Source organism: Streptomyces sp. B15, assembly GCF_018070605.1.
GTDB classification, from domain to species: Bacteria; Actinomycetota; Actinomycetes; order Streptomycetales; family Streptomycetaceae; genus Streptomyces; species Streptomyces smyrnaeus.
The window spans coordinates 48,576-70,555 of record NZ_JAGPXJ010000016.1 but is presented as its reverse complement, the minus strand read 5'-3'; the positions used below and the strand labels follow the sequence as shown (position 1 = coordinate 70,555).

Below are 21,980 nucleotides of genomic sequence, written 5' to 3'. Positions count from 1 at the left end.
GGGACGGCCGGTCGGACCGTTCACGGGCCACGTAAGGCCCTCACGGAATCAGTCTCTCTCTACCGGGGTCAGCGCTTCGTCGCCACGACCAGGCGGCAGCGCGGTGAGCCGTCGTTCCGGTGGCCCAGTTCCGGGAGGGGCCGCAGGGCTACGTCGAAGCCGGTCCGCCCCAGGTCGTCGCGGACGTCGGCCAGCGGCCAGGTGCGGTAGTACATGACGAACGGCGGCCGCCACGCGGCGTTGCGTACCCGCATCGCCGCGTCGAACGCCAGCAGCGACCAGTAGGCCGCCGTCCACGGGCGCGGTGGCGCCGCCATCGGGAACGCGAACGTGCCGCCGTCCCGGAGGACTTCGCGTACCTCCTCGAACAGGTAGGGGCGTTCGGACGGCAGGAAGTGGCCGAACGCGCCGAAGCTGACCACCAGGTCGAAGGCGGCCCGGCGGAAGGGCAGCGCGTGCGCGTTGGCCCGCACCCGGTACGGGGCCGGGGGCCGGGGGGCCGCGAAGGCCGGTTCGGCCTCGGCCAGCATGCCCGCGCTGAAGTCGACACCCACGGCGCGGTCCGTGCACACCGCGCGGAGCACCCGCAGGCCCGCTCCGGTGCCGCAGCACAGGTCGAGTCCGTCGCCGAAGGGACCGCCGCCGCCGGTCCTGAGCGCTGCCGCCGTCGCCTCCAGCACCGGGTCGGGGGTGCGGTAGTGGGTGTGATCGAACTTCGGTGCCAGCAGGTCGTAACCGCGCTGGACGGAGGAGAGCGCCTGGCGGGCGAGTTCGGGCAGAGTGGGCCGCTGGCTGGTCGTCACGCCACCACTGTATGGCCGGTTGCCGGTGGAGTCCGGTGCCGGGCTCCTGGTCACGGCAGGGAGCGCAGCGGCGGATGCTGGGTCGTGATCCCCGGCGGCTGCAGCAGGGGCGGCGGTTCGGGACCGGGGTCCTCGGTGGCCACGACGCCGGTGGCCGTGTGGTCGAAGCCGGCGGGCCAGCGCGTACGGTCGCTGACCAGGGCACCCGTCAACCGTGCCCGGTCCAGGTCGGCCGTGCTCAGGTCGGTGCCACGCAGATCGGCCAGGCGCAGGTCGGCGCCGCGGAAGGCGGCACCCTTGGCGTCGGCCTTGCGCAGGTTCGCCTCGCGCACGTCGGCCTCGGACAAATCGGCGTCGCGCAGGTCGGTCTCGACCAGCCGCGCGCCCCGCAGATCGGCCGAGACGCAGCGTGCCCTGCGCAGGATCGCGGTCTGCAGGTCGCCGTGGCGCAGATTGACGGAGGTGAGCGACGCCTGGGTCAGATCGGCGTGGTAGAGGCCGGCGGCCTCCATACAGGCGCCGTCGAGGTTGACCTCGGGCAGCACCAGCCCGTCGCCGTCGGCCCGGCGCAGATCGGTGCGGCTGAGGTTGACCCAGCTCTGCTCGCGGTACTGGCACAGCGAGCCGAGACCGGTCAGCGCCACCTGGGCGTCGGGGACCCGGGTCTCCAGCGGGGCGATGTCGTTGATGGGCGTGTCCGCCGCCGGCGCTTCCGGCCCGCCGGGCGGCCACGGCAGATGCGAACGCAGATAGGCGGCCTGGATGGAGATGACGGCCTCGCGGTCGCGGGGCGAGTGCTCCGCTATGCGCCACAGCGCGTGGAAGCCGCCGATGCGCACATCCAGTGTGTCGCTGCCGAGCTGGTCGACCGCCCGGCTGAACCGGTCGGTGATGTACCCCTCCTGAGTGAGGCGCAGGCCCTCCTGACTGACCCGCAGCTGCCGCCAGGTCGCGTACGCGCCGATGAGCACCACCAGGCCGCCGATCACCTGCAGAAGCGTGGTGCGGACATCGTTGACCGCCTTGAGCCGGTCGTGCGCGGCGACGTGTGCTCCGGACAGATCATGGTCGACCACCGCACCGGGAACGACGACGAAGACCGCTCCCAGCACGGTCAGCCCCGCTGCGCCGGCGAGCAGCGCCACACCTGCCCGGGCTCCGACCAGCCGCTCACGCCACCGCCGTGGGCCGTGGCCCGGTCCCCCCGTCTCCATGGACCGGGAGCCTAGGACGTCCAGCGGAAATCGATCAAGGATGCCGGGTGGGGCGCCGGCTCACCGCTTGGCTGCGGCCCGCAGGTACTCGCGGTTCATCGCGGCGATCGACGGCATCGGGATGCCCTTGGGGCAGGCCGTGGCGCACTCGCCCGTCAAGGTGCAGCCGCCGAAACCCTCGGCGTCCATCTGCTCGACCATGCCGAGCACCCGGGCCTCCCGCTCGGGCGCGCCCTGCGGCAGCACATTGAGGTGGTTGACCTTGGCGGAGGTGAACAGCATGGCCGCCCCGTTCGGGCAGGCGGCCACACAGGCGCCGCAGCCGATGCACTCGGCGTGGGCGAAGGCCGCGTCGGCGGCGGGCTTGGGCACCACCGTGGCATGGGCCTCGGGCGCCGAGCCGGTGGGCGCCGTGATGTAGCCCCCGGCGCCGATCACCCGGTCGAACGCGGACCGGTCGACGACCAGGTCCCGTACGACAGGGAAGGCGGCGGCCCGCCAGGGCTCGATGTCGATGGTGTCGCCGTCGGCAAAGTGCCGCATGTGCAGCTGGCAGGTGGTGGTGCGCTCGGGCCCGTGTGCCTGGCCGTTGATGACCATGCCGCAGGCACCGCAGATGCCTTCACGGCAGTCGTGGTCGAAGGCGATGGGTTCCTCATTCTGTTCGATCAGCGTCTCGTTGAGAGTGTCGAGCATCTCCAGGAACGACATGTCGGGGGAGATGTCCGTCACCTCGTAGGTGCGCATCTCGCCGTCCGCCGAGGCGTCCGGCTGGCGCCAGATCCGGAGGGTCAGGTTCATGTGTAGCTCCGCTGGGTGGGGTGGACGTACTCGAAGTGGAGGGCCTCCTTGTGCAGCACGGGGGCCCGGCCGACGCCGGTGAACTCCCAGGCGGCGGCGTAGCAGAACTCCTCGTCCTGGCGTACCGCCTCACCGTCCGCGGTGCGGGACTCCTCGCGGAAGTGGCCGCCGCACGACTCGGTGCGGTGCAGCGCGTCCAGGCACATCAGCTCGGCCAGCTCCAGGTGGTCGGCGACCCGGTTGGCCTTCTCCAGCGACTGGTTGAGCGCCTCACCGGAGCCGGGCACCCTGATCCGCCGCCAGAACTCGGCACGCAGTTCGGGGATGCGCTCCAGCGCCTTGCGCAGCCCCTCCTCGGTGCGGGACATGCCGCACTCGTCCCACATCAGCTCGCCGAGTTCGCGGTGGAAGGAGTCGGGGGTGCGGTCGCCGTTGTTGGACAGCAGTGCGTAGAGCCGGTCGGTGACCGCGAACACCGCCTCGTGGACGGCCGGATGGTCCGGGTCGACGTCTTCGTGCGGGTGCCGGGCCAGATAGTCGCCCAGGGTGGCCGGGAGGACGAAGTAGCCGTCGGCCAGCCCCTGCATCAGCGCGGAGGCGCCGAGCCGGTTGGCGCCGTGGTCGGAGAAGTTGGCCTCGCCGATGGCGAAGAGACCGGGAACGGTGGTCATCAGGTCGTAGTCGACCCACAGCCCGCCCATCGTGTAATGGATGGCCGGATAGATCCGCATGGGCCGGGTGTACGGGTCCTCGGCGGTGATCCGCGCGTACATCTCGAAGAGGTTGCCGTACCTCTCCTCCACGGCCGCTCGGCCCAGCCGGGCGATGGCGTCGGCGAAGTCGAGATAGACGCCCTCCCGTCGCACGCCACCGCCCCCAGCCGAGGAGCCTTCGGCTCCGCCCCTCTGTCCGTGCCCCCTGGGGCCGACGCCGCGACCCTCGTCGCAGACGTTCTTCGCGGCGCGGGAGGCGATGTCGCGGGGGACGAGGTTGCCGAACGAGGGGTAGAGGCGCTCCAGGTAGTAGTCGCGCTCGTCCTCGGGGATGTCCTGCGGCGGGCGGTCGTCACCGGCCGCCTTGGGCACCCAGATCCGGCCGTCGTTGCGCAGCGACTCGCTCATCAGCGTCAGCTTGGACTGGTGGTCGCCGGAGCGCGGGATGCAGGTGGGGTGGATCTGGGTGAAGCAGGGGTTGGCGAAGTACGCGCCCCTGCGGTGTGCGCGCCAGACGGCCGTCGCGTTGGAGTTCTTGGCGTTGGTGGACAGGTAGAAGACGCTGCCGTAGCCGCCGGTCGCCAGTACCACCGCGTCGGCGAAGTAGGTGTCGATCCGGCCGGTCAGCAGATCGCGGGCGACGATGCCGCGTGCCCGCCCGTCGACCACGATCAGATCCAGCATCTCGGTGCGGGCGTGCATCTCCACGTTGCCGGCCGCGATCTGCCGGGAGAGCGCCTGATAGGCGCCGAGCAGCAGCTGCTGTCCGGTCTGGCCGCGGGCGTAGAAGGTGCGGGAGACCTGGACGCCGCCGAAGGAGCGGGTGTCCAGCAGCCCGCCGTACTCGCGGGCGAACGGCACGCCCTGCGCGACGCACTGGTCGATGATCTCGGTGGAGATCTCCGCCAGCCGGTGCACATTGGACTCGCGGGAGCGGAAGTCGCCGCCCTTGACGGTGTCGTAGAAGAGGCGGTGGACCGAGTCGCCGTCGTTGCGGTAGTTCTTCGCGGCGTTGATGCCGCCCTGTGCGGCGACGGAGTGGGCGCGGCGCGGGGAGTCCTGGTAGCAGAACTGGACGACGTGATAGCCCGCCTCGGCGAGGGTGGCGCCCGCCGAGCCGCCGGCCAGCCCGGTGCCGACGACGATGACGGTGTACTTGCGGCGGTTGGCGGGGTTGACCAGCTTGGCCTCGAAGCGGCGCTTGTTCCAGCGCTCGGCCATCGGCCCGTCGGGTGCCTTGGTGTCGGCGAGCGGCTCGCCGGTCCGGTGGTCCTGGTAGGGGGTGGTCATCTCAGCTCACGACTCCCGTCATGACACCGATCGGTACGGACAGGAAACCGGCGGTGATCACCAGCGCGAGGAGATTGCCACCGCCCTTGAGCAGACGTGCGGCGCCGGGGCGCGTCACGCCGAGGGTCTGCGCCGCGCTCCAGAAGCCGTGCCGGATGTGCAGTCCGACGGCGAGCATGGCGACGATGTAGATGACGTTCGCGTACCAGTTCTGGAAACCGGCGACGATGTTCTCGTAGGGGTGGCCCGCCTGGCCGCGCGGGTTGACGGTGCCGGTCGTCAGGTCGAGCACGTGCCAGACGATGAACAGCGCCAGGATGATCCCGCCCCAGCGCATGGTGCGCGTCGCATAACTGGACCGGCGCTGCTGGTGCCGGTACCGGACGGGGCGGGCGGCGATGCCGCGCCTGCTGAGCTGGTAGGCGCTGGCCCCGTGCAACACGACGGCCGCGAGCAGCACCGCACGGGCGATCCACAGGAACCAGCCGTCGCGCAGCAGCGGCTCACCGAGGGTGCGCAGCCAGTGCGCGTAGCCGTTCATCTCCTCGGGGCCGAAGAAGACCTTCAGGTTCGCGAACATATGGACGAGCAGATAGGCCAGCATGAGCAGTCCGCTGACCGCCATGACCGCCTTCTTGCCGATCGTCGAACCCCACAGGGTGCGCAGGAAGCCGCCCCGGGACCCCGGTCCTGAGCCGACCGGCGGGCGGGTTCCGGGGGAGGTGGGAGTGCGCGTAGCCGTCGCCATGACCACGAAAGTAGGGACGGAACCCAGCATCAGTCCAAGACATGGTGCGGCTGCGTACGATAGGTGAGCCCTATCGTGAAGCCGTATGCTTGCCGTATGCAGCTCCAGCAGCTCCGCTACTTCGTCGCCGTCGCCGACACCCGCCACTTCACCCGGGCCGCCCAGCGGGAGCACGTCGCCCAGCCCTCCCTCTCCCAGCAGATCCGCTCCCTGGAGCGGGAGCTGGGCGCGGAACTCTTCCACCGGGCGCGCGGTCACATCTCGCTCACCGACGCGGGCGAGGCCCTGCTGCCGCTGGCCCGTCGGGTGCTGGCCGACACCGAGACGGCGCGCCGCGAAGTGCAGGAGGTCGCCCAGCTACGGCGCGGCCGGGTGCGACTGGGGGCGCCGCCGAGCCTGTGCGCCAGCCTGGTCCCCGATGTGCTGCGTGCCTTCCACGACCGGTACCCCGGTGTGGAGCTGGTCGTGCACGAGGACGGCTCCCAGGACCTGGTGCGGGTGCTGGCGGCGGGCGAACTGGACCTGGCACTGATCATCACCCCGCTCGCCGCGCAGGGACCGGTGCTCACCACGGCCGAACTGCTCAGCGAGGAACTGGTCGTTGTCTCGTCCCCGGACGCGCCGGCGCCGGTGCGCCGCTCCCGCCTCACGGTCGAGGACCTGCGCGACCGCCCGCTGGCGATGTTCCGGCGCGGCTACGACCTGCGCGAGCTGACCGTGGCCGCGTGCCGCGACGCGGGCTTCGAACCCGTCTTCGGGGTGGAGGGCGGCGAGATGGACGCCGTGCTCGGATTCGTCCGCGCGGGTCTCGGGGTGGCCGTCGTCCCCCGTATGGTCGCCGCCCGCTCCGGGCTGCGGATCACCCGCTTCGCGCCGCCGGGACTGCACCGCACCATCTCGGTCGCCCACCGCGGCGACGTCTCCCCGACCCGCGCGGCCCGCGAACTCCAGCACATCCTCGCGGAGCGGCTGTCGGAGGAGTAGCCGGACGCCCCCGCCGGTGCTCCTGCACCGTCACCAGGCGTTGACGGTGCGTCGGGCCCTGAACGCTGGTGCTCGGCAGGAAGCGGCCGGAACTGGGCCGCACCGCCTATCCGTCGCTACTCGAGGTCTTGGCCAGGACCACGGTTCCGTCCACGCACGGTCCGGAGCACCACAGCTCTGCCCGGGTCATCATGGACAAAGGAGCCGACCCGGCCCTGTCGGCACTCGACGCGAAAGTGTCCCGGCCGAAGGCTCGGCTTCCACGGTACCGACGGAGTCGGCCTGACGGAGCGTGGCGGCTTCGGCGATCCGTTGGGCCATGGGCGACTGGTCCGCGTCCAGTTGCACGGGGGTGGACGACCAGACCAGTCGGCGCTGCTGGTCCCGGGTGGCGAACATGCCGGTGGCGTAGCCGTAGTACTGGCCGGTCTTGCCCCACAGGGTGACACCGTTCACCGTGGCGCTCTGGAGGCCGGTGCTGTAGCGCGCGGGGGTGCCGTCGCTCATCCGTACGTGCGCGGGCGGCAGCGTGAACATCCTCCGCAGCTGCCGCTGGGGCAGCAGGGCGCCGGAGAAGAGCGCAGCCAGGAAGCGGTGCAGATCACCGGTGCTGGTGACGATCTCGCCGTCCGCGTAGGTGCTGGACATGTCGAACTCGGTGATGTCCGTGAGCGTGCCGTCGCTCATCTCCAGACAGCCGTGCATGTGGGGCCCGTGGATGCTCACCTCGTTGCCGTTGGCCGACGGGAAGGAGGTGTGGCCCAGCCGCAGCGGCCGCAGAATGCGGTTGCGGATCTCGACCCCGTACGGCCGCCCCGTCACCTGCTCGATCACCAGTGCGGCCAGCACATAGTTGATGCCGCGGTACTCCTGCTTGCTGCCGGGGCGGAACTTCAGCTCGCCGCCGGTGACCGTCGCCACGATCTGCTGCGGCGTCCACCGGTCGAACCGGTGCCGGACCACCGCCTCGGGGGTGCTCCTGTCCGGCAGGCCGACGTGGTCGGGCAGCCCGCTGGTGTGGTCGAGGAGCTGCGCCACGGTGATCGCGCCGAAGCGCTCCGGCAGGAGGCCGGGGAGGTAGTGCCGTACGGGCGACTCCAGGCGCAGCCGACCCTCGTCGGCGAGCTGGAGCGCCGCGGTGGCCACGAACGCCTTGGTGACACTGCCGGCGCGCACCTTGTCGTTGAGCCCGACCGGACGCCCCGTCGCCGGGTCCGAGACCCCCGAGGTGCCGTACCACCGGCCGGCCGACCCGGTGACCCGCAGCTGGGCGCCGGAGGCACGGGGGTGCGCCAGATCGTCGATGGCCGCGCGCAGCGCCCCCGCGTCGGGCGGCGGCAGCCGGTGGCCGGAGCCGTCGTCCCGGCTGTCGGCCGCGGCGACCGGTACCGGTGTGCCGACAGCGGCGAGCGCCGCGCCGGAGGCCACCCCGGCGAGCAGTGTCCTGCGGGAGGGGCGCCGGGTGGTGGACAGGCGGCTGCGGGAGAGCGACGAGGAAGTCATGGCTCCACCTTCGCGGCCCGGTGCCCGCGCTCCATCCGGGAACACCCTGACCCGCCCCCGTACCCGTGGCCGTGACCCCTGGGGGTGGGCTCAGGGGCGCCGTTTCGGGGGCGCACTCCCGCCGGCGGCCACCCGCCCGGTCCTACAGGCCGAGACCGGTCTGGTGGAGGCGGGTGACGGCGTCCTTGTCGCCGTCCAGCTCGACGTCGGCGTGCTCCTGCCGACCGGAGACGAACAACAGCAGTTCCGAGGGGGCGCCCACGGCGGTGACCACGGGCGTACCGCGCTTGGCGACGGCCGTCTGACCGTCGGGCCGCCGCAGCACCAGCCCGACCGGCGACTTGCGGCCGTACATCCGGGCCGCCGTCTCCAGCCGGCGCCACAGCGCGTCCTCGAAGACGGGGTCGAGCTCCCGGGGCGACCAGTCCGGCTGGGCGCGGCGCACGTCCTCGGCGTGGATGAAGAACTCGACCGTGTTGGCCGCCTCGTCCACCTGTTTGAGTGCGAAGGGCGACAGGCGGGGCGGCCCGGTACGGACGAGCTGGACGAGTTCGTCGAAAGGCTTGGCGGCGAATTCGCCCTGCACCCGCTCCAGCCGGGGTGCGAGCTGCTTGATCAGCAGGCCGCCCGCCGCGTCGCTGCGGCGCTCCCGCACGACGACGTGCGCGGCCAGGTCCCGGGCCGTCCACCCCTCGCACAAGGTGGGGGCCTCGGGGCCGTGCGTCTCCAAGAGGTCGGCGAGCAACAGGCGTTCACGCTTGGCATGGGTCGACATGCGTGCAAGCGTACGGCGCGGTCGGCCGTGTGGGGCGGCTGTGGGCGCCCGGGCGGGTGCGGGGCGTGTCGGCCGCTACCCCGCGCGGTGTGTCGGCCGCTACCGCGGCGGCGTGCGGGCATCGGCGTGCGGGACAATGAAGCCATGTCCCAACAGATCCCTCTCGACCCTGCCGTCGCCGCCCGGCTCAAGCGCAACGCCGACGGCCTGGTGCCCGCCATCGCCCAGCAGTACGACACCGGCGAGGTGCTGATGCTGGGGTGGATGGACGACGAGGCGCTGCGCCGCACCCTCACCTCGGGGCGGGCCACCTACTGGAGCCGGAGCCGGGGCGAGTACTGGGTGAAGGGGGACACCTCGGGGCATGTGCAGTGGGTCAGGTCCGTGGCGCTCGACTGCGACGCGGACACCGTGCTGGTCAAGGTCGACCAGGTCGGCGCCGCCTGTCACACCGGCAGGCGGACCTGCTTCGACGCGGACGTACTGCTGCCCGCCGACCAGTAGGGTGAGGGGCCATGACGGCGCCTGACCTCGCAACCTTCCGGACGCTCGCCAAGGACCGGCGGGTCATCCCGGTGACCCGCCGCCTGCTGGCGGACGGCGACACCCCCATCGCCCTGTACCGCAAGCTCGCCGCGGAACGCCCCGGCACCTTCCTGCTGGAGTCGGCGGAGAACGGGCGGACCTGGTCGCGGTACTCCTTCATCGGGGTGCGCAGCGACGCCGCGCTCACCGTGGGCAGCGACGGCCAGGCGCACTGGCGGGGCACCCCACCGGTGGGCGTGCCCACCGACGGCGACCCGCTCGCCGCGCTCCGTGCCACCGTCGAGGTCCTGCACACCCCGCGGGACCTGCACCAGGGCGGCGATCTCCCGCCGTTCACCGGCGGCATGGTCGGCTACCTGGGCTACGACATCGTCCAGCGGCTGGAGAAGGTCGGCCACCATCCGGACACCGTGGACGACCTCGCGCTGCCCGAGCTGACGATGCTGCTCACCTCCGACCTGGCCGTCCTCGACCACCGCGACGGCACGGTGCTGCTCATCGCCAACGCGATCAACCACAACGACCTGGACACCGGAGTGGACGAGGCGCACGCGGACGCCGTACGGCGGCTGGACGCGATGGCCGCCGACCTGGCACGCCCCGCGCCCGTCGACCCGGTGGCGCTGCCGCCCTCCGAACTGCCCGCCTTCGAGGCCAGGTCGGGCGGGGGGACGTACCAGGGCTGGGTGGAGGACATCAAGGAGCGCATCCGCGGCGGGGAGGCGTTCCAGGTGGTGCCCTCGCAGCGGTTCGAGGCCCGCTGCGAGGCGAGCGCGCTGGACGTCTACCGGGTGCTGCGGGCCACCAACCCGAGCCCGTACATGTATCTGCTGCGCTTCGACGGTTTCGACATCGTCGGCTCCAGCCCGGAGGCGCTGGTCAAGGTCGAGGACGGCCGCGCGATGATGCACCCCATCGCCGGTACCCGGCCGCGCGGCGCCACCCCGGGCGAGGACACCGCGCTGGCCGAGGAGCTGCTGGCCGACCCGAAGGAGCGGGCCGAGCATCTGATGCTGGTCGACCTGGGCCGCAACGACCTGGGGCGGGTCTGCGAGCCGGGCAGCGTCGAGGTGGTCGACTTCATGTCCGTCGAGCGCTACAGCCATGTGATGCACATCGTCTCGACCGTCACCGGCCAACTGGCCCAGGGGCGTACGGCGTTCGACGCGCTCACCGCCTGCTTCCCGGCCGGCACCCTCTCCGGAGCGCCCAAGCCGCGCGCGCTGCAGATCATCGAGGAGTTGGAGCCCACCAAGCGCGGGGTCTATGGTGGATGTGTCGGATATCTCGACTTCGCGGGCGACTCCGACACCGCCATCGCGATCCGCACCGCGCTGCTGCGCGACGGGACGGCGTACGTCCAGGCGGGCGCCGGTGTCGTCGCCGACTCCGACCCCGCGGCCGAGGACACCGAGTGCGCCAACAAGGCCGCAGCGGTGCTGAGGGCGGTCCGGACCGCCGCGCGGCTCGCAGGTAGCGTGGAGGGGTGACTTCTTCAGCCCCCGCTCCGGACGCGAACGGTGCCGAGGGGATACCGCACCCCACCTCGCACACCGACGAAACCTCGCACACCGGCGAAGCGGATGCGGCCCCCGACGCCGCACGTGAGGGCCCCGCACGCTCACGCGCCGCGCGCACCGCACTGGCGGTCGCCCTGCTGTGCGGCGCGGTGGGCGCGGCCCTCGCGCTGGTCTCCGCAGGGCAGACGTGGAGCGAGTCCACGGCCGAGTTCGCGCAGGGCGAGGTGCCCGTCAGCGCCGAGGGCAGCGATGTGACCGGCCTGCCCAGCGCACTGGCGCTGGTCGGCCTCGCCGCGCTCGTCGCCGTTTTCGCCGTGCGCCGCGCGGGCCGCCGGATGGTCGCCGGTCTGCTGAGCCTGTGCGGCGCCGCCGTCCGGGCCTCGGGGCTGCTGGGCGCGGACGACACCGGGGCGCTGAGTGCCGAGGCCGCCAAGACCAGCGGCCTGGCGCACAGCGGCATCGGCGCCGTCGACGTCACCGCCTGGCCGTACGTGTCGGCCGCGGGCGGTGCGCTGCTCCTCGTCGCGGGGCTGCTGGCGCTGCGCTACGGCAGCGGCTGGCCGTCGATGTCCGGCAGCGCCCGCTACGAGCGCACCCCGCTGCGGCAGCGTGCCGCCCGTCCGCAGCGCGTCGACCCCGACCGCCCCGAGGACCTGTGGAAGGCCCTGGACCGGGGCGAGGACCCCACCCACGGCACCGCCTGACCCTTTGTGCGGGGCTTGTCCTTCCGCCGCGTCTCCCCTCTCGCGGCACCCCCTTCCCGCCGCAGCGGCGAGGAGTCAGACGGCGGGGACCGGCGGTGCCGAACCGGCGGGTGCCGGTGCGCTCGGCACCGCCGGTCACGTCTTACGTGGTGCGCGCCGTTGCGGCGGGAAGGGACGCGGCGGAAAGAAATGGGTGCGGCGGCAGAGGGAAGCGCGGTGGACACGGCCCGGTAGGGCGACCCCGTGGTAGCGCGCGGGCGCGGACGGGAGACAATGGGCCGCGTACGGGCCGGGTGGCCCCACCTCATGTTGTGACTCAAGGAGCATTCATGGCGCACAGCCACGGACACACCCCGGCCGCCTGGACCGGCTCGATCATCGCCTTCGTCGGTTTCTGCGTCGCCTCGGCCTTCACGGTCATGGCGCAGCCCATCGGCGTGATCGCAGGGCTGGTCGTCATCGGAGCGGGCGCTGTGATCGGCGGCATCATGCGGGCGGCGGGGCTCGGACAGTCGAAGTCCGCGGGTCTGACGGCCGAGCAGGCACGGGCCCACAAGCTGGCGCATCAGCAGGCGCACCCGCAGACGCACAGCAAGGCGCACTCCTGAGCGACCGGCAGTACGCCGCGACGGCGCGGCACCGCCTCATCGGCGCGGTGTCGCGTCTGGCCGCGCCCCTCGGCAGCCTCGCCGCGGTGGGCGCGGCCTTCGTCTATGTGGCCGCCGTCGATCCCAACGAGCCCGGCCACTATCCGGCCTGCCCCTTTTTGACCGTCACCGGTCTGTACTGCCCGGGGTGCGGCGGGCTGCGCAGCGCGCACGCCGTCGCCCATGGCGACCTCGGCGCCGCGCTGAGCGCGAACGCGCTCGCGGTCCTGCTCCTGGTCGGTCTCGCGGTGGGCTGGCTGCACTGGACCAGCCGCGCGGTCCGGGCCCGTGCGTACTCCTTCCCGGTACATCTGCGGGCCTGGCACTGGTGGGCTGCGGGCGGGGCGCTGGTGGCCTTCACGGTTGTCCGGAATACGCCCCTCGGCACCGCGCTGATTCCCTGAGCGGTCCCGCCCGGACGACCGACGAGGCGGCGATTTGTCCGCTATATGGGACCGTGCGTAACCGGATGCGGGACCTCCGTGCCGTGGCGGATACCATCACAGTGGCCCACCCGACCATCCCCCGCTCCGCCGACGAGGGGCCGCACCCGGCCAATACCCCGCCAGCCGACAATCAGCCCGGATCCCAGCCCGAACCCAGCCACAAGGAGGCCGCTCGGTGAGTGTGCTCGACGAGATCATCGAAGGCGTGCGTGAGGACCTCGCCGAGCGGCAGGCGCGCGTCAGCCTCGAGGAGCTCAAGGAGCGTGCGGCCCGGGCACCCCGCGCCAAGGACGGACTCGCGGCGCTCAAGGGCGACAGCACGGCCGGCGTGCGGGTGATCTGCGAGGTCAAGCGCTCCAGCCCGTCCAAGGGCGCGCTGGCGGCCATCGCCGACCCGGCCGGGCTCGCCGCCGACTACGAGGCGGGCGGCGCCGCCGTCATCTCCGTCCTCACCGAACGCCGCCGCTTCGGCGGTTCGCTGGCCGACCTGGAGGCCGTGCGCGCCCGCGTCGACATCCCCGTGCTGCGCAAGGACTTCATCTTCTCCTCCTATCAGCTGTGGGAGGCCCGTGCGCACGGCGCCGACCTCGTGCTGCTGATCGTCGCCGCGCTGGAGCAGGAGGCGCTCGTCTCCCTGATCGAGCGGGCCGAGTCCATCGGGCTCACCCCGCTGGTCGAGGTGCACGACGAGGAGGAGGCCGAGCGGGCGCTGGAGGCCGGAGCGAAGATCGTCGGCGTCAACGCGCGGAACCTCAAGACGCTGGAGGTGGACCGGGGCAACTTCACCCGGATCGCCCCCGAGATCCCTGACCACCTCGTCAAGATCGCCGAGTCCGGTGTCCGCGGCCCGCACGACCTGATCGCGTACGCGAACGAGGGGGCCGACGCGGTGCTGGTGGGGGAGTCCCTGGTGACCGGGAAGGACCCGCGGACCGCCGTCTCCGATCTCGTCGCCGCGGGCGCCCACCCGGCGCTCCGCCACGGGAGGGGCTGAGCTCCCATGGCCGCCGTCGTCTCCCTGTGCTCCCTCGCGCTGGCGCGCGGGTGCCGCCCGCGCGGGTGCCGGGCGCCCGCGCGGCGCGTGCGGGGGCGGTCCGTCCGCTACCACATCGGGTGCGAGCCGGGCGTGATCCGCGGCCGTCGATGGCGCTGACCCTCCCCCTTCCTTCCCCCTGCGGAGGGGTGGGGGCGCAGCCATCACGTCAGCCCACTCGCGAGGAGCACCGTCGGTATGTCATCCGACTACTTCATTCCTGACCCGGAGGGTCAAAGCCCCAGCATCGCCGGTTACTTCGGCGCGTTCGGCGGCAAGTTCATCCCAGAGGCACTGGTCGCCGCCGTGGACGAGGTGGCCACCGAGTACGAGAAGGCCAAGGCGGACCCGGCCTTCGCCGCCGAGCTCGACGAGCTGCTCGTCAACTACACCGGCCGTCCCAGCGCCCTTACCGAGGTGCGGCGGTTCGCCGAGCACGCGGGGGGTGCCCGTGTCTTCCTCAAGCGCGAGGATCTCAACCACACCGGCTCACACAAGATCAACAATGTGCTTGGTCAGGCGCTGCTGACCAAGCGCATGGGCAAGCCGCGCGTCATCGCCGAGACCGGCGCGGGGCAGCACGGCGTGGCGACCGCCACCGCATGCGCCCTCTTCGGGCTCGAATGCACCATCTACATGGGCGAGATCGACACCGAGCGGCAGGCGCTGAACGTCGCCCGGATGCGGATGCTCGGCGCCGAGGTCGTGCCCGTCACCTCGGGCAGCCGCACCCTCAAGGACGCCATCAACGAGGCCTTCCGCGACTGGGTCGCCAACGTCGAGCGGACCCATTACCTCTTCGGCACCGTCGCCGGGCCCCACCCCTTCCCACAGCTCGTCCGCGACTTCCACCGCGTCATCGGCGTCGAGGCGCGGCGGCAGATCCTGGAGCGGACCGGTCGGCTGCCGGACGCGGTCGCCGCCTGTGTGGGCGGCGGCTCCAACGCGATCGGGCTCTTCCACGCCTTCCTGCCGGACACCGGCGTACGGCTGGTCGGCTTCGAGGCGGCGGGCCACGGTGTGGACTCCGGTGAGCACGCGGCCACGCTGACCGCGGGCGAGCCGGGCATCCTGCACGGTTCGCGCTCCTACGTCCTGCAGGACGACGAGGGCCAGATCACCGAGCCGTACTCGATCTCCGCGGGGCTCGACTACCCGGGCATCGGCCCCGAGCACGCGTTCCTCAAGGACAGCGGACGCGGGGAGTACCGGCCGGTCACCGACGACGAGGCGATGCGGGCGCTGCGGCTGCTCTCCCGGACCGAGGGCATCATTCCGGCCATCGAGAGCGCACACGCGCTGGCGGGCGCCCTGGAGCTGGGCAAGGAGCTGGGCAGCGACGGCATCGTGCTGGTGAACCTCTCGGGCCGTGGTGACAAGGACATGGACACCGCCGCGCGGTACTTCGGCCTGCTCGGTGACGACAACGACGCAAGCGGCACGGCCGAGGGGGAGAACGCATGAGCGGCACGGGTGGCAACGTCACACTGCTGGACGAGACCCTGGCGCGGGCCAAGGCCGAGAACCGGGCCGCGCTCGTCGGCTACCTCCCCGCGGGCTTCCCCACCGTCGAGGGCGGCATCGCCGCCTGCACCGCGCTGCTGGAGAGCGGCTGCGACGTGGTCGAGGTCGGGCTGCCGCACAGCGACCCGGTGATGGACGGGCCGGTGATCCAGACGGCGGACACCATCGCACTGGAGGGCGGGGTGCGGATCGCGGACGTGGTGCGCACGGTCCGCGAGGCACACGCCGCCACCGGGAAGCCGGTGCTGGTGATGACGTACTGGAACCCCGTGGACCGGTACGGTGCCGAACGCTTCGCCGAGGAACTGGCGGCCGCCGGCGGCGCCGGCTGCATCCTGCCCGACCTTCCGGTCGAGGAGTCGGAGGGCTGGCGGAAGGCCGCCGAGCGGGCCGGGCTCGGCACCGTCTTCGTCGTCGCGCCCAGCAGCCAGGACGCACGGCTGGCCAGGATCACCGCGGCGGGCAGCGGCTTCGTGTACGCCGCCTCGCTGATGGGGGTCACCGGGACGCGGGAGTCGGTGGGCAACGAGGCCCGCGGGCTGGTCGCCCGGGTGCGGGCCACCACCTCTTTGCCGGTGTGCGTCGGGCTCGGGGTGTCCGATCCCGGGCAGGCCGCCGAGGTGGCCGCCTTCGCGGACGGGGTGATCGTCGGCTCGGCGTTCGTCAAGCGTTTGCTGGACGCCGACACCCTGGAGGCGGGCCTCGACGAGGTGCGCGAGCTCGCGGCGGCACTCGCCGAGGGCGTCCGCCGCTAGCGGACCGGCGGACCCGGCACGGTTGTCAGGGCCCCGGCGATCCCTCGCCGGGGCCCTTCCCTTTCGGGTGACACCGAAGCCCTCCCTTTCGGGTGAAAAAGGGTGCGGTGTGTCCGTCGCCGCCCCGCTCCTCTCGTTGGGTCGGGCGTGATGAGCCAGAACGACAAAGAGGACGGCAGGCGCTCGGCCCGCGAGCGCCTGCGGGACCAGCGGGAGCGGGACAAGGCAGCCGAGCGCCGGTGGCGTTCGCTCAAGGTGGGCGGGGTGGTCGTCGCGGTGCTGGCCGTCGCGGCCGGTATCGGCGCCACGGTCGCCAGCCGGAGCGGCGGCGACCAGAGCGCCCAGTCGGCGAAGCCGGTCACGGTGGGGCGGCAGAGCGCCCCGGCGAAGCTCACTGTCTACGAGGACTTCCGCTGCCCGGCGTGCGGGCAGTTCGAGAACGCCTTCCGCAGCACGGTCAAGAGCCTGGAGCGGGCGGGCAAGCTCAAGGCCGAGTACCACCTGGTGACGCTCATCGACGGGAACATGGGCGGCCGGGGCTCCCGAGAGGCGGCCAATGCCGCGCTGTGCGCCAGGGACAAGGGGAAGTTCGCCCCGTACCACGACGTGCTCTTCCAGCACCAGCCCGCCGAGGAGGACGACGCGTTCGCCGACACCCGGCGGCTGATCGAACTGGCCCGGAAGGTGGACGGGTTGGTCGACTCCGGGTTCGAGAAGTGTGTGACCAGCGGCCGGCACGACGCCTCGGTGAAGCGTTCGGACGAGGCTTTCCGTGCCTCCGGGTACCAGGGGACGCCGACCGTCCTGCTCAACGGCAAGGACGTCTTCAGCGACCAGTCGGACCCGCTGACCCCCGACAAGCTGCGGAAGCTGGTCGAGCGCAAGGCCGACGAGAAGAGCTAGCCGCCCGGACGCCCCGCCCCGCCCCGCCCCGCCCCGTCCCGTCCCGCCCGGGCGGCGAGGCGTTATCCAGCCGTTGTGCGGGCTGATTGTCCGGTGCGCCGCCGGGCACGGTAGCGTCGGGTTCGCCATGGAGACCCTTGCCTTTATCCCCAGTCCCTCGGCCGGTGAGATTCACCTCGGGCCGCTCCCGCTGCGCGGCTACGCGCTCTGCATCATCCTCGGCGTCTTCGTCGCGGTCTGGCTCGGCGGGCGCCGGTGGGTCGCTCGGGGCGGGCAGGCGGGCACCGTCGCCGACATCGCCGTATGGGCCGTACCGTTCGGCCTCGTCGGCGGCAGGCTGTACCACGTCATCACCGACTATCAGCTCTACTTCGGCGAGGGCCGCAACCCCGTCGACGCCGTCCGGATCTGGGACGGCGGGCTGGGGATCTGGGGCGCCATCGCGCTGGGCGCGCTCGGTGCCTGGATCGGCTGCCGTCGCCGGGGCATCGCACTGCCCGCCTACGCGGACGCGGTGGCGCCGGGCATCGTGCTGGCGCAGGCGCTGGGCCGCTGGGGCAACTGGTTCAACCAGGAGCTGTACGGGCGGCCGACCGATCTGCCGTGGGCCCTCAAGATCGACCCGGAGCACCGGCCGGTGGACACCCCCGATCTGGCCACCTACCACCCGACCTTCCTGTACGAGTCGCTGTGGTGCGTCGGTGTGGCGCTGCTGGTGATCTGGGCGGACCGCCGGTTCCGGCTGGGGCACGGCCGGGCGTTCGCGCTCTATGTGGCCGGGTACACGGTGGGCCGCTTCTGGATCGAGTACATGCGGGTGGACGACGCGCACCATGTGCTCGGCATGCGGCTGAACAACTGGACGGCGATCGTCGTCTTCCTGCTCGCGGTCGTCTACATCGTCGTCTCCGCGAAGAAGCGGCCCGGCCGCGAGGAGATCGTCGAGCCGGAGGCGGAGGCGGAGCCGGAGCCGGGGACGGACACCGGCGGTCCGGACTCCGCGGATGTCGACGCCGCGCCCGAGGGCTCCTCGGCGGAAGGGAGCTCCTCGGCGAAGGAGTCCTCCGAGGACGGGCCCGGCCGCGGGAAGCCCTCCGGCGGGAAGCCTGCCGGTGACGGCGGCGGTGACGGCCCCGCGGGGGCGGAGTCGGTGGCGAAGGGACCGGAGCCGCGGCGCAAGGCGGTCGACGGGCCCGCCTCCTAGACCCTGACCCGCTCGCCCCCTGCGAGGGCAGGGGGCGAGCCGCCTGTCCGAATTGCGCGCTTATGTGTGCAATTCTCGGTGCGTGCTGTGGTTGATCGTCGTCCACTTCGCGGCCGCCTGCTGTGCCGGGCCACTGGTGCGGTGGCTCGGTCCGCGCGCCTTCCTGCCGCTCGCGCTGGCACCCGCCGGTGCGGCGGGCTGGGCCACGGCGCACTACAGCCAGGTCGTGGACGGCGGTGCACTGGAGGAGCACACCGACTGGATCCCCGCGCTCGGCGTCGGTATCGCCCTGCGCTGCGACGCGCTCGCACTGGTGATGGTGCTGATCGCCGGGGGCGTCGGGGCCCTGGTGATGGTCTACTGCGCGGCCTACTTCGACCGCGACGCGCCACGGCTCGGTGCCTTCGCCGGGTCGCTGACCGCCTTCGCCGGGTCCATGCTCGGCCTGGTGCTGGCCGACGACCTGATCGTGCTGTACGTGCTGTGGGAACTCACCTCGGTCTTCTCCTTCCTGCTCATCGGGCACAGCTCCGAACACCGCACCAACCGCCGGGCCGCGCTGCAGGCGCTGCTGGTCACCACGCTCGGCGGACTGGTGATGCTCGTCGGCTTCCTGATGCTGGGGCAGGCGGCCGGCACCTACCGGATCTCACGGCTGCTCGCCGACCCGCCCGGTGCTTCCGCACTGGTCTCGGGCGCCCTCGTACTGGTGCTGGTGGGGGCGCTGTCCAAGTCCGCCGTGTGGCCGTTCAGCTTCTGGCTGCCCGGGGCGATGGCCGCCGCCACGCCCGTCTCCGCCTATCTGCACGCCGCCGCCATGGTCAAGGCCGGGATCTATCTGATCGCGCGGCTCGCGCCCGCCTTCGCCGACGTACCGCCCTGGCGGCCGCTGGTGCTGGTGCTGGGCAGCGTCACCATGCTGCTTGGCGGCTGGCGGGCACTGCGCGAGAAGGACCTGAAGCTGCTGCTGGCCTACGGCACCGTCAGCCAGCTCGGCCTCCTCACCGTGCTGGTCGGCGACGGCACCCGGGACGCGGCGCTGGCCGGGGCCGATGTGATCCTGGCGCACGCGCTGTTCAAGGCACCCCTCTTCCTCGTCGTCGGCATCATCGACCACCTCACCGGCACCCGTGATCTCGACCGGCTCTCCGGTGTCGGACGGGCGCAGCCCGTGTTGTGCGCCGTCGCCGTGTGCGCCGGGCTGTCGATGGCGGGGCTGCCACCACTGCTCGGGTTCGCCGCCAAGGAGGCGGCCGTCTCGGCGCTGCTGGGGGCGAGGACGGCCGAGGCGTGGGCGCTGTGTGCCGTCGTCGCCGGGTCGGCGCTGACCACCGCGTACACGCTGCGCTTCCTGTGGGGGGCCTTCGCCCGCAAGGAGTGCGGCACCCCGCCGATGGAGCCGGTGACCGTGTCCCCGGACGCCCGCGCCGGGTCACTGCTGCTGGGACCCGCGCTGGTGTGCGCGCTGGCCGGGCTCGTGCTGGGGCCCGGCGTGGCATGGCTGGACCCGCTGCTGGGCCGGTACGCCGATGTCTTCCCCGTCGAAGGCGCCCGCTACCACCTGGCGCTGTGGCACGGCTGGGGCACCGCGCTGGGACTCTCGGCCCTCTCCTGGGTGCTGGGCGCCGCCGTCTTCCTCGCCGGGCGGCAGCTGGCCGCCCTGGGGGACCGGCTCGCACACGTCGACGGCGACCAGGTGTTCGCCCGGGCGCTGTGGGCGCTGGAGCGCGTCTCCCTCCAGGTCACCGGCGCCGTGCAGCGCGGCTCGCTGCCCGTCTATCTGGGCACCGCCCTCGTCGTCCTGCTCGGCTTCGAGACCGCGCAACTGGTGGCCGGGGGGCCATGGCCGGATCTGGAGCCGGTGCGCTGGTACGACTCGTTCCCGCAGCTGGCCGTCGCAGCCGGGGTCGCGGCGGTCGCGGTGCTGTGCGTGGTGGCACGCCAGCGGCTGAAGGCGGCCGTCCTGGCGGGCATCACCGGCTACGGCGCCGCACTCCTCTACGTGCTGCACGGCGCGCCCGACCTGGCGCTGACCCAGTTCGCCGTCGAGACCGTCTCGCTCATCGTCTTCGTACTCGTGCTGCGCAGACTTCCGGCGCGCTTTCCCGACGGCAGCAGCAGGTGGCGCACGCGGAGGGGCGTGCAGCTCGTCGTCTCCGTCGCAGCCGGCGGCCTGCTGGCCGGGCTGCTCCACCTCTCGCTCGCGGCCCGCACCGCTGCGCCCTCCGGCCCGGAACTGCTCTCCGCCACGGAGCACGAGGGCGTCCGGAACGTGGTGGCCACCACCCTGGTGGACCTGCGGGCCTGGGACACCATGGGCGAGTCGGCGGTGCTGGCCGTCGCCGCCGTCGGGGTCACCAGCCTGGTCTATCTGCGCCGCCGTGCCCGGGTGCCCGTCGCCCATCCCGTCCCCGGCGCCGAACACCCCGTCGACGGCCCCGCCCCGACCGCGCCCGTCGCGGGGCCCGGAAGACCACCCGGTGCCCAGTCGGCCGGCTCGGCGAGCGTCGCCCTCGACCGCCCTCCCGAAGCCGCGGAGACCGGGGCCCACCGGCTGCCCACCGGGCGCCGGGACGCCTGGAAGCTGCCGGGGCGCCTCGGCGCCCGCCCTCCGCACCGCTCGCCCGTCGCGCCCCGCCGCACCTGGCTGGCGGCCGGCGCCACGCTGGCGCCCGAGGGCCGCTCGGTGATGTTCGAGGTGATGGCCCGACTGGTCTTCCACCCGATCCTGGTGCTCTCCCTCTATCTGCTCTTCTCCGCCGAGAACCAGCCCGGCGGCGGCTTCACCGCGGGACTGGTGGCCGGACTCGCGCTGGCCGTGCGCTATCTGGCGGGCGGACGGCTGGAACTGGCGGCTGCCGCACCCGTGGACGCCGGGTTCCTGCTCGGACTGGGGCTGCTGATCATCACCGGCACCGGTCTGGCCGGGCTCGGACTGGGCGGCGCCGTGCTGGCCTCCGGCAAGGTGACCGGCGACTTCTGGCTCGTCGGACCGTTCCACGCGGCCAGCCCCGTGCTCTTCGACACCGGCGTCTATCTGCTCGTGCTCGGCGTCGTCCTCGACGTCCTGCGCAGCCTCGGCTCGGAGATCGACCGGCGCCTGGAGCGAGAGCGCCACGGTACGGGCCCGTCCGGCACGGGCGACGCGTCCGGTGCGGGGAGCCCGTCCGGCACCAGGCAGGAGCGGTCGCGATGACGGGGACGGTCGCGCTGGTGGGCTGCGGCGGAGTGCTGTTCTCCTGCGGTACGGCGCTGCTGCTGGCCCGCCCGCTGACCCGCATCCTGCTGGGGGCCGTGCTCATCGGCAACGGCGTCAACCTTCTGGTCCTCGCCACCTCAGGTCCCCAGGGCAACGCCGCGCTGCTGCACCCGGGCACCGCGCGCGAGACGATCGCCGATCCGCTGCCGCAGGCGTTCATCCTCACCGCCATCGTCATCACCCTCGCGCTGACGGCGTTCCTGGCGACCATGGCCTACCGCGCCTGGCAGCACTCCGGAAACGACGACGTACCCGACGACATCGAGGACATCCGCGTCGTACGCCGCGCCACGTACGCCGAGGAACGGGAGCGGCTGCGCGCCGCCTACCGCAAACGACGCCACGAGTACCGCGCCCTGGCGCACGACGAGGAAGAGCGCGAGGCCCGTGAACGCAGCGCCTACGAGCGGCTGGGCACGGCCCGCGACCGGTACCGCGGACTGCGCCGGCGCGCCCGCGCCGACGCGCGGGTCTTCCGAGCCCGGCAGGCGCGCGCCGAGGAGACGGCGGAGGAGATCGTAGGGGAGGACGACCCGTGGCAGACCATCCTGGGCGCGGACCGATGAGCGCGCCCGCCCGCAGCCCTCGGCGACCCGGCGCGGAGAGGG

Annotated in this window: 21 protein-coding genes; 14 read left to right on the top strand and 7 right to left on the bottom strand. The window is 72.7% G+C overall.

Translation table 11 applies throughout. The annotated features are described in order from the left end of the window. Positions 1 to 68: 68 nt before the first annotated feature. The 5 genes from KBY19_RS10470 to KBY19_RS10450 are packed head-to-tail and all read right to left on the bottom strand — an operon-like array spanning position 69 to position 5,569. Positions 69 to 803: a class I SAM-dependent methyltransferase gene (locus tag KBY19_RS10470; RefSeq protein WP_210965641.1), complete on the bottom strand. Its 735-nt coding sequence runs from the start codon at positions 801 to 803 to the stop codon at positions 69 to 71. Positions 804 to 853: 50 nt separating this feature from the next. After that, positions 854 to 2,017, bottom strand: coding sequence for a pentapeptide repeat-containing protein (locus tag KBY19_RS10465; protein WP_210956037.1), 1,164 nt, complete (start codon positions 2,015 to 2,017; stop codon positions 854 to 856). 60 nt (positions 2,018 to 2,077) lie between these two features. After that, positions 2,078 to 2,818, bottom strand: coding sequence for a succinate dehydrogenase/fumarate reductase iron-sulfur subunit (locus KBY19_RS10460; RefSeq protein WP_210965640.1), 741 nt, complete (start codon positions 2,816 to 2,818; stop codon positions 2,078 to 2,080). Next, positions 2,815 to 4,821 (bottom strand): fumarate reductase/succinate dehydrogenase flavoprotein subunit, encoded by a 2,007-nt coding sequence (locus tag KBY19_RS10455; RefSeq protein ID WP_210965639.1) that lies wholly within the window; start codon positions 4,819 to 4,821, stop codon positions 2,815 to 2,817. Before KBY19_RS10455 ends, KBY19_RS10460 begins: the two co-directional genes overlap by 4 nt. Position 4,822: 1 nt before the next feature. Further along, entirely contained in the window at positions 4,823 to 5,569 is a 747-nt protein-coding gene (locus KBY19_RS10450) for a succinate dehydrogenase cytochrome b subunit (RefSeq protein ID WP_180289606.1), read from the bottom strand. A 96-nt stretch (positions 5,570 to 5,665) separates the two neighbouring features. Here KBY19_RS10450 and KBY19_RS10445 point away from each other — a divergent pair, with 96 nt between their 5' ends. After that, complete coding sequence (locus KBY19_RS10445) at positions 5,666 to 6,553, top strand: LysR family transcriptional regulator (protein WP_099879803.1); 888 nt, start codon at positions 5,666 to 5,668, stop codon at positions 6,551 to 6,553. A gap of 189 nt (positions 6,554 to 6,742) precedes the next feature. Here the strand turns inward: KBY19_RS10445 and KBY19_RS10440 are convergent, their stop codons facing one another. Together KBY19_RS10440 and KBY19_RS10435 are read right to left on the bottom strand one after the other, a co-directional pair. After that, positions 6,743 to 8,056, bottom strand: coding sequence for a serine hydrolase (locus KBY19_RS10440; protein WP_210965638.1), 1,314 nt, complete (start codon positions 8,054 to 8,056; stop codon positions 6,743 to 6,745). Between the two features lie 142 nt (positions 8,057 to 8,198). Next, on the bottom strand, positions 8,199 to 8,831 hold the full coding sequence (locus KBY19_RS10435) for a TIGR03085 family metal-binding protein (RefSeq protein WP_210965637.1): 633 nt from the start codon (positions 8,829 to 8,831) through the stop codon (positions 8,199 to 8,201). A gap of 144 nt (positions 8,832 to 8,975) precedes the next feature. Between KBY19_RS10435 and hisI the strand changes: the two genes are divergently transcribed. The 13 genes from hisI (at position 8,976) to KBY19_RS10375 (ending at position 21,938) form a co-directional block, all read left to right on the top strand. After that, a complete protein-coding gene (gene hisI, locus KBY19_RS10430) occupies positions 8,976 to 9,335 on the top strand; it encodes a phosphoribosyl-AMP cyclohydrolase (RefSeq protein ID WP_099879797.1) in 360 nt (119 codons plus the stop codon). A gap of 11 nt (positions 9,336 to 9,346) precedes the next feature. Next, entirely contained in the window at positions 9,347 to 10,867 is a 1,521-nt protein-coding gene (locus KBY19_RS10425) for an anthranilate synthase component I (protein WP_210956044.1), read from the top strand. Continuing rightward, positions 10,864 to 11,601 (top strand): TIGR02234 family membrane protein, encoded by a 738-nt coding sequence (locus KBY19_RS10420; RefSeq protein WP_210965636.1) that lies wholly within the window; start codon positions 10,864 to 10,866, stop codon positions 11,599 to 11,601. Before KBY19_RS10425 ends, KBY19_RS10420 begins: the two co-directional genes overlap by 4 nt. 329 nt (positions 11,602 to 11,930) lie before the next feature. Next, positions 11,931 to 12,209, top strand: a complete 279-nt coding sequence (locus tag KBY19_RS10415) for an HGxxPAAW family protein (RefSeq protein WP_099879793.1) — start codon at positions 11,931 to 11,933, stop codon at positions 12,207 to 12,209. A 47-nt stretch (positions 12,210 to 12,256) separates the two neighbouring features. Continuing rightward, positions 12,257 to 12,652, top strand: coding sequence for a DUF2752 domain-containing protein (locus KBY19_RS10410; protein WP_099879791.1), 396 nt, complete (start codon positions 12,257 to 12,259; stop codon positions 12,650 to 12,652). 217 nt (positions 12,653 to 12,869) lie between these two features. Beyond that, positions 12,870 to 13,688, top strand: a complete 819-nt coding sequence (gene trpC / locus KBY19_RS10405; protein WP_099879789.1) for an indole-3-glycerol phosphate synthase TrpC — start codon at positions 12,870 to 12,872, stop codon at positions 13,686 to 13,688. A 6-nt stretch (positions 13,689 to 13,694) separates the two neighbouring features. Next, entirely contained in the window at positions 13,695 to 13,847 is a 153-nt protein-coding gene (trpM, locus tag KBY19_RS37765) for a tryptophan biosynthesis modulator TrpM (protein WP_368860579.1), read from the top strand. 78 nt (positions 13,848 to 13,925) lie between these two features. Continuing rightward, on the top strand, positions 13,926 to 15,191 hold the full coding sequence (gene trpB, locus KBY19_RS10400) for a tryptophan synthase subunit beta (RefSeq protein ID WP_099879787.1): 1,266 nt from the start codon (positions 13,926 to 13,928) through the stop codon (positions 15,189 to 15,191). Further along, positions 15,188 to 16,006 carry a tryptophan synthase subunit alpha gene (gene trpA / locus KBY19_RS10395; RefSeq protein ID WP_099879784.1) on the top strand — a complete coding sequence of 273 codons (819 nt, stop codon included), beginning with the start codon at positions 15,188 to 15,190 and terminating at the stop codon, positions 16,004 to 16,006. The genes trpB and trpA overlap by 4 nt, the downstream gene beginning before the upstream one ends. Positions 16,007 to 16,156: 150 nt before the next feature. Then, on the top strand, positions 16,157 to 16,909 hold the full coding sequence (locus KBY19_RS10390; RefSeq protein ID WP_210956046.1) for a thioredoxin domain-containing protein: 753 nt from the start codon (positions 16,157 to 16,159) through the stop codon (positions 16,907 to 16,909). Positions 16,910 to 17,036: 127 nt separating this feature from the next. After that, positions 17,037 to 18,113, top strand: a complete 1,077-nt coding sequence (gene lgt, locus KBY19_RS10385) for a prolipoprotein diacylglyceryl transferase (RefSeq protein ID WP_210965635.1) — start codon at positions 17,037 to 17,039, stop codon at positions 18,111 to 18,113. 82 nt (positions 18,114 to 18,195) lie between these two features. Continuing rightward, the gene (locus tag KBY19_RS10380) at positions 18,196 to 21,309 is read left to right on the top strand and encodes a Na+/H+ antiporter subunit A (RefSeq protein WP_307843487.1); all 3,114 of its coding nucleotides are present in this window, start codon (positions 18,196 to 18,198) and stop codon (positions 21,307 to 21,309) included. Further along, positions 21,306 to 21,938: a Na(+)/H(+) antiporter subunit C gene (locus KBY19_RS10375; protein ID WP_210965634.1), complete on the top strand. Its 633-nt coding sequence runs from the start codon at positions 21,306 to 21,308 to the stop codon at positions 21,936 to 21,938. The genes KBY19_RS10380 and KBY19_RS10375 overlap by 4 nt, the downstream gene beginning before the upstream one ends. Positions 21,939 to 21,980 lie beyond the last annotated feature (42 nt).